The 7864-nt window shown below is 65.7% G+C and carries 7 protein-coding genes; 4 read left to right on the forward strand and 3 right to left on the reverse strand.

The genetic code is table 11. From position 1 onward, the window contains the following. Positions 1–3 precede the first annotated feature (3 nt). Positions 4–663, forward strand: coding sequence for a response regulator transcription factor (locus tag CXY73_RS16345; RefSeq protein ID WP_104137644.1), 660 nt, complete (start codon positions 4–6; stop codon positions 661–663). Here the strand turns inward: CXY73_RS16345 and CXY73_RS16350 are convergent. Next, a complete protein-coding gene (locus tag CXY73_RS16350) occupies positions 563–2326 on the reverse strand; it encodes a GAF domain-containing sensor histidine kinase (RefSeq protein ID WP_104137647.1) in 1764 nt (587 codons plus the stop codon). The genes CXY73_RS16345 and CXY73_RS16350 overlap by 101 nt on opposite strands. A gap of 66 nt (positions 2327–2392) precedes the next feature. Beyond that, positions 2393–3247, reverse strand: a complete 855-nt coding sequence (locus CXY73_RS16355) for a universal stress protein (RefSeq protein WP_104137650.1) — start codon at positions 3245–3247, stop codon at positions 2393–2395. 316 nt (positions 3248–3563) lie between these two features. On the opposite strand from CXY73_RS16355, the gene CXY73_RS16360 reads away from it, so the two are divergent. From CXY73_RS16360 to CXY73_RS16370, 3 genes are all read left to right on the forward strand, one after another. Next, a complete protein-coding gene (locus CXY73_RS16360; protein WP_104178284.1) occupies positions 3564–4619 on the forward strand; it encodes a zinc-dependent alcohol dehydrogenase family protein in 1056 nt (351 codons plus the stop codon). Between the two features lie 308 nt (positions 4620–4927). Further along, the gene (locus CXY73_RS16365) at positions 4928–5791 is read left to right on the forward strand and encodes a universal stress protein (RefSeq protein WP_104137657.1); all 864 of its coding nucleotides are present in this window, start codon (positions 4928–4930) and stop codon (positions 5789–5791) included. A gap of 135 nt (positions 5792–5926) precedes the next feature. Next, a complete protein-coding gene (locus CXY73_RS16370) occupies positions 5927–6841 on the forward strand; it encodes a hypothetical protein (RefSeq protein WP_104178285.1) in 915 nt (304 codons plus the stop codon). 81 nt (positions 6842–6922) lie between these two features. On the opposite strand, the gene CXY73_RS16375 is transcribed toward CXY73_RS16370, so the two are convergent. Then, positions 6923–7690: an NUDIX domain-containing protein gene (locus tag CXY73_RS16375; RefSeq protein WP_104178286.1), complete on the reverse strand. Its 768-nt coding sequence runs from the start codon at positions 7688–7690 to the stop codon at positions 6923–6925. Positions 7691–7864: the final 174 nt, after the last annotated feature.

The following is a 7864-nucleotide window of genomic DNA, read 5'->3' on the forward strand; positions in this document are numbered from 1 at the left end:
CCCATGAACAGCAATGCCGCCACGGCCGCTCCCGTACGAGTCTTCATTCTCGACGATCACGAGCTGGTTCGGCGCGGACTGCGGGAGCTGCTCGAGGGCGAAGGATTCAATGTTGTGGCCGATTGCGGTCTGGCCGCCGAGGCAACCCCGCTCATTCTCGAGCTGCGCCCCGACGTGGCCATTCTCGATGCCCGTCTGCCCGACGGCACCGGCATTGAGGTCTGCCGGGACGTGCGTTCGGTTGACGACGCCCAGCAGTGCCTCATTCTCACCAGTTACGACGACGAGCAGGCGCTGCGCGGTGCGGTTCTGGCCGGCGCGGCCGGTTATCTGCTCAAGGAGATTCGCAGCACCGACCTGCTCGGTAAGATTCGGCGGGCGGCGGCGGGCGAATCCCTCTTCGACCCGGCGGTCAAGGCCGGCATCATCGCGGGCCTGGCCGACCCGCAGGATGCCCGGCTGGCAACGCTCACCGCGCAGGAGCGCAAGGTGCTCGACCTTATCGGTGCGGGCCTGACCAATCGCGAAATCGGCCAGACCATGTTTTTGGCCGAAAAGACTGTCAAGAACTACGTGTCGACGATGCTCGCAAAGCTGGATTTTCAGCGTCGAACCCAGGCTGCTGTTTTCGTTGCGAAACGTGGAGACGAACGCCGACCGTAATTTCCGGCACCGGCACAGACCAGCGCAGCCGAGTTCCCTCTCCGAGGGTGCTGCGCACCGAGAACTTACCATCGAGCAGCGCCGCGCGTTCCTTGAGGTTGTCCAGACCGCTGCGCCGCGCCGGCTTGCTGAAACCGATGCCGTTGTCGGCGATGACGAGCTTGATCCGCTCGCCCTGGGCGTCAACCGAAATGTCAATACTAGTCGCCTGCGCGTGGCGGGCAGCATTGCTCAGCCCCTCCGAGATCACAGCGAGCAGGTTGCTGCGCAGGTCGTCGGCGAGCGGTCCGTCGATCGGCCCGGACAAGCGGATGCGCGGAGCGAATGGCAGACCCTGCGCGCCCTCTTTGATCACGGCGAGAATGCGACTGCTCAGTGTCCCGGTGTCCTGAGCCATTCCGCGTAGGGAATAGATCGTGTCGCGCAGTTCACGAATAGTCTCATCGAGCTCGGTCGTCACCGCGTTGATGCGGTCAAGCGCGACCGGATCGTTGGTGAACCGGCGCAGGCTCTGCATGCTGAGCCCGGCGGCGAACAGTCGTTGAATGACGAGGTCGTGCAGGTCGCGCGCGATCCGGTCGCGGTCGCCGAGCACCGCCTGCTCCTCGCGCATCCGATGCACCGTGGCCAGCTCGAGAGCGAGCGATACCTGGGTACCGAAGACCGCGCTCATCTCCACATCGGTGAGACTGAATCCAGCGGATGACGGTGCTCGCGACAGCAAAATCACGCCCTGCCCGTCGCCGGCTGGCCCCAGTGCGGCCACCAGCGTGGGTCCCAGGAGTGACCACTGCGCGGCCGGGCCGGCTGCGGCATCCGCTGCCAGAATGGGCGATGAAGTGAGGGCTGAGGACGCACCGGTGTCGTGCAGCTCGTCCAGCGTGCCGGCGCGCAGCAGTACCGTGCTACCGACCAGGTGGGCGGCGACCGAAGCGGAAAGCTCCACTCCGGCGGCGGCCGCACAGTACAGGCTGTCGTCGGTGGGAAAGCCGATCACGGCCAGTTCGGCACCGGAGGCGACAAGCACGCGCTGCACCACCAGATCAAGGCCGTTGTCTTCGTCATTATCGTGCGGGCGCAGCAGGTCGCGGCCCATGGCGGCGACCGCCTCCAGCCAGCTTCCGCGGCGGCGGGCCTCGTCGTAGAGGCGGGCGTTCTCAATCGTGACGCCGGCGGCCGCGGCGAGCGCGACGGCCAGTTCCTGGTCTTGGTCGGTGAAGTCTCCGCCGCCCTCTTTTTCGGTGAGGTAGAGGTTGCCGAACACCGTGTCGCGCACCCGAACCGGAACGCCGAGGAACGACTTCATCGGCGGGTGATGGGCCGGAAACCCGAAGGAGTCGGCGTGATCGTGCAGATCGTGCAGGCGAATCGGATGCGGTTCGCGAATCAGCAGGCCGAGCACGCCGTGGCCGGTCGGCAGTGCCCCGATTCGGCGCACGGTTTCCTCATCGAGCCCGACGGTAACGAAGTGGCTCAATACCGGGCCGGTTCCGATCACGCCGAGGGCACCGTACCGGGCCTGCACCAGCCGACAGGCGGCGGTCACGACACGTTCGAGCACCGATTCGAGACTGAGGTCTTCAGCCACCGACACGACGGCATCGAGCAGGCCGCGCATTCGTTCCTGGGTAAGGGCAAGCTCAGCGGCAGTCTGATCCGTCATACTTCTCGTCCCCACCCATCAAGCCACTTTTTATCTAACCTAAGCACGCTTTGGCGGGTGGTAACCCTACTTGTGGGCGGTTCTGGTGACGATCGTCGGGCAGGAGATGTGCAACAGCACCTCGTGACTGACCGACCCCATCAGCAGGCGCTGCAGCGATCCGCGACCACGGCTGCCGACCACGAGCATTTGCGCCTGTCGGGCGGCGGCCACGAGCGCCCGTGCCGGCGACTCGTCGGTCTCGAGAACCTGGTGCACCACGAGGTCGGGGTAGCGTGCGCTGAGTCCCGCCACCGACTCGGCGAGCACGACGCGTTCCTCTTCCATGCGCTCGGTCACGGCCTCGGCCGGGATGCTGCGCAGCACCCGACGATTCGGCAGGTGCACCGCGTACAGGGCGAACAGCTCCTGGCTGGTGCGGTCGGCTTCGGCCGCGGCGAAGGCCACGGCGGTCACCGAGTCGACCGAGCCGTCGACGCCGACGTAGACGCCTGATCGCTCGGTCTCGGGCAACGACGGAATGACGGCGACCGGGCAGGTCGCCAGCGCGGCGATCTGCAGGCTGACGCTGCCGAACAGTTCACCCTCGACCCGGCCCTTGCGATCGGTACCGACGACAACGAGGTCGGCGTCCTTCGACAGCTCACTGAGCACGCGCGGTGCGCTGCCGGTGCGCAGCTCGGTGTGGGTGACGACAGTGGGGGCGAGGGCCGCCGCGCGGGCGCCAGCGTCGGTGAGAAGCTTCTTCTCGGCGTCGAGAATGGAATCGTAATAGCCGTAACCGTCGGCCAGCCAGGTTTCGTACACGGTGTGCACGAGCGTCACCGGGCTCTTGACGTGCTCGGCCCGGGCCATGGCCCACGCGAGGGCGGTCTCGCCGGCAGCCGAATCGTCGACACCGACCACAATCATCCGGTTCATTGCTCTACCTCGTTCTGCACTAGAAAGGGCGGGCCCAGAGCTGGTGCCCCATCGCCTTATTTCTATCCTGTCAGTCCGCGGGCCTCGCGAATAGGGCCGGAAGTCCCGATTAGCCGCCCATTCCCCGCGCCGACGCTACGGGACTTTCGGCCCTAGCCGCACCCGGGCCCCGGTCGTACCGTAGCTCTGACGGGTCGTTTGCCCGTCCCATTCGTCACAACTTATTCACCACAACTTATTCAGGACAACCCATTCACCACAACCCATTCACCACAACCCATTCACCACAACCCATTCACCACAGAGGAGATACCCCGTGAAGGCACTTGTCTATGGCGGCCCTGGCCTGAAGAGCTGGACCGACGTCCCGGACCCGACGCTACACAACCCGACCGATGCGATCGTGCGCGTGGAGACCACCACGATCTGCGGCACCGACCTGCACCTTCTCAAGGGAGACGTTCCCGCCGTCACTGTCGGCCGCATCCTCGGCCATGAGGGCGTCGGCACGATCACCGAGGTCGGTTCAGCCGTCAGCAACCTGAAGGTCGGCGACCGGGTCATCATCTCCTGCATCAAGAGCTGCGGCCACTGCAGCAACTGCAGCAACGGGCTCTACTCGCACTGCCTCGGCGACGAGGGTGCCTCCGGCATCGGCTGGGTCTTCGGCCACCTGATCGACGGCACCCAGGCCGAGTTCGTGCGCGTTCCCTACGCCGACAACTCCCTGCACAAGCTGCCGGAGGGCGTCAGCGACGACCAAGGCGCCATGCTCAGCGACATCCTGCCGACCGGTTTTGAAATCGGCGTGCAGTACGGCCGGGTCAAGCCCGGCGATGTCGTCGCCGTGATCGGCGCCGGCCCGGTCGGCCTGGCCGCCATCGCCACCGCAGGCCTCTACGGCGCTGCGAGCATCATCGCGATCGACCTCGACGAGAACCGCCTCGAACGGGCCTGCTCCTGTGGCGCGACCGACACCGTCGTTTCCGGTGCCGCCGACTGGAAAGAGCAGGTTCTGGCCCTGACCGACGGCGCCGGTGTTGACGTGGCCATCGAGGCTGTCGGCATCCCGCAGACCTTCACCATGGCAACTGAGATCGTGCGGCCTGGCGGCAACGTCGCCAACGGAGGCGTGCACGGCAAGCCGGTCGACCTGCACCTCGAGAACCTCTGGATTCAAAACATCAACATCAGCATGGGGCTGGTCAACGCCAACACCACGAAGATGCTGCTGAGGCTCGTCGCGAGCAAGAAACTGCCAGCCGAGAAACTGGCCACGCATCACTTCAACTTCGACCAGTTTCTGGAGGCCTACGACACCTTCAGTCGCGCCGCCGAAACGAAGGCACTCAAGGTCGTCATCACCCGCTAACAACGTTTCTCTTGGAGGTACCATGCGTGCCCTGATCGTCTACGAGTCGCTGTACGGCATCCGTCACTGACACGCTTCTGGTTCGTGAGACCGGCGGAAGACCGACCGGCCGAGCTGGCTGCGCCTCAATCACGGCGTGTCCCGAAATCTACCGGCGTTGCGCACCGTGCTGCGTGGATGCCGTCGCTGATCTCGTGACTTTCGGCCCTACTCGGGGGTAAGCGGTGTGGCTAACCTGAAAATCAGAAGTCGGCGACGGTCACCCGAGCATTCACTCGCGGCCCAGCACCGCAGAAAGGGTTGGGCTCATGACTGACACGCTCACTACCGCCAAAATGGTCGTTGCCTGGGATGGAACGGAGCCGGCTCGAGCCGCTCTGGATTGGTCTTTGGCCCGCGCGGTCGGCGGCGAGCTCACCCTGGTGCGGGTACTCGATCGCACCGTGTCATCGGCGGACTACTTCACCCTAGACTCTACGACGGCCCATGCCCGCGAGGTACTCATCGATGATGCGGATCGGGTCAGCGCGAAGTATCCGGCGCTGACGGTGTACTCCGAGCTCCTCTCCGGTGACCCGATCTCCGAACTGCGTGCACTGAGCGGAACGCACACCCTCGTCGTCGTCGGAACCCACAGTCGCCGCGGGTCGACCCTGCGCTACGAGTGGTCATTGGGAGCGCGGCTGGCCGGCTCGGCCAACGGGCCCGTTGCGATCATTCCGAAGAGCGACAGTACGTTCCACTCGGGCATCGTGGTCGGCATCGACGGGTCGGCCGCCTCCAACGCCGCGGTCGAATTCGCGGCGGCCGAAGCCGAACGCTCCGGCGAAGACCTGCTTGCGATCCACGCCTGGCAGGAACCACTGGTCTGGCGCGACACGACCGAGCCCGACGCCCGCTCTCTGGACACGCTGGAGACCCTGCACCGGCGCATCCTCGACGAGTCGTTGCGTACCGTCGCCGCGCGCTACCCGATGGTGCGCATCCGTCCGTCGCTCGTGCGCGGACCGGCCCAGTCGGTACTGCTTGACGCATCCCGCGGGGCGGCCCTCCTCGTCGTCGGCGACCACGGGTTCAAGGGCCTGTCCAAGTTGCTGCTCGGTTCGGTGAGCCACTCGATCGTGCTGAACATCCAGTCGCCCATGGTGGTCATCCCGGCCCCGACCGTCTGACCCGCGCACGCGCTGGACCTCTTTCTGGTCGACCGCGGGTCGCGGCACTCGTTCGAGACGCTGGCACCCCTCGGATCGAGTGCCCGCTTCCCGAAAGGGTGCCGCGAGCCGGCCTCTCGCGGTTAGGGTTTTGGTATGAGCACATTCGCGCTGCCCCGTCGCAGACTGCGCATTTTGGCGACCGGCGTCGCTTTGCTGGGGCTGCTGGCGACCCTGATCGCTTCGCCGATGCCACCGGTTGCCGCAGCGCCGCTACCGACCGCGGCGACGCTACCCGCCCCGTTCAACCCCGGCCTCATCATCAGCGACTACAACTTCTTCAACCCCGATGCCCTTACCGAGAGCGAGATTCAGAATTTTCTCGAGGAGCGCTCCTGCCGGCCGAGCGACGGCGTGCCGTGCCTGTGGGAATACCGCGAGACCACGACGAGTCAGCCGGCCCAGGGTGCCGGGCATTGCTGGCCCTATTTTGGCGGCGAGAACGAAACCGCCGCCCGCATCATTGCGAAGATCGCGGCGGCCTGCACCATTAGCCCCGAAGTTCTGCTGGTGTTGCTGCAAAAGGAACAGTCGCTGCTGACCCGACCGAGCGAATCGGGCTATCTGCGCGCGACCGGGTATGGCTGCCCCGACACCGCGGATTGCGATGCCCAGTACTTCGGCTTCTTCAACCAGGTCTACAACGCTGCCTGGCAATTTCGGCAGTACACCCAGGAACCCGACCGGGCCTTCAAGGTCGGCACGATCGACGTGGGTTTCAACCCCAACGCCGAGTGCGGTTCGACCCCGGTCGCCCTCGAAAACCAGGCCACGGCCAACCTATACAACTACACGCCCTACCAGCCCAATCCGGTGGCCGTGCAGAACGCTGGTGATCAGGGCGACGAATGCTCGACCTACGGTAACCTCAACTTTTGGCTGTTCTTCAATGACTGGTTCGGTGAGTCCACGTTCGAACCGTTCTCACTCGTGTTCGACGAGTGCTTAAACTTCGTCAGCGGCCAGAACTGCCGCGTGCCGTCGTTGATCCCCGTCGGCCCAGCCGCCTGACCCGGCCGCCCAAGCGGCCCACCGAGCGAACGGCCCACTGAGCAAGCGCCAAATCGGGCGGCCAGATGAGCGACTGAGGCGTTACGCTCGATCGCTCGCCGTGTACACCCACGGCACCTGGCCGATCTCCAGCCGGTGCCGGCCCCCTTTCTGCTCGATATCGGCCTGGTCGTCGTAAGCTACATCGCCCGCCCAGAACAGCACTTGCCCACGCTCGCTCGCTCCGAGTCGGGTCTCGTAGTGCGCCAACCCGCGCTCGATGAAGTGCGCCACGATCTCGGCCACCGACTCGAACCCTTGCAGCCCGTGCAGCGTCACCCAGGTTGGTGCCACGAGCGTCATCACATCGGATGCGTGCCGCTCCAGCGCGATCGCCGGCCGAAGCCAGGCGTAGTCGATGACCTCATCTGCGGCGAGCACAATGGTGCCGGCTGGCGCCGTCGTGAGGTAGAACCAGGTGCGCATGCGTTTCGGCGCGCTCAGGGGCGGTATCCACAGCGCGGTCGAGGTGAGTGCATCCGGCGACACCTCGAGTCCGGTCTCTTCTCGCACCTCGCGCACGGCGGCCCGGCGGGCGGCGAGTTGTTCGGCGGCCTCGCCTGCGGCCGCTGCACTACCACGCGAGGCCGCGGCATCCGCTGATGAGTGGTCCTCTGGATCAACGCCACCACCGGGAAACACCCAGGCACCGGCGAACGAGCCGCGATGGTGCGGACGTTCGAGCAGCAATACCTCGGGCCCGTCTGCGCCGTCACGCAGCAACACCACAGTCGCGGCCACGCCGAGAGGCGTGGCCTGGCTCACACCATCCCCGATCGGAACCGGGCCGGTCTGTGCATCTCGCGTCATCGCGTCGTCCTCATCGATCGGGTTTCCCCCACCCTAACGCCGACCCCCGACACCGACACCGCCCTCGACGCCGACACCGACACCGACACCGACACTAAGCCTCGATCCACCGGTCCGCCTTGAGTGTGCGGAGTCGGTGAAATCTGAGTGGGAGTTTGGTTGCGGGCGTGGCGA

Origin of the sequence: Cryobacterium sp. Y50 (assembly GCF_002929805.1) — a bacterium.
Taxonomy (GTDB): Bacteria; Actinomycetota; Actinomycetes; order Actinomycetales; family Microbacteriaceae; genus Cryobacterium.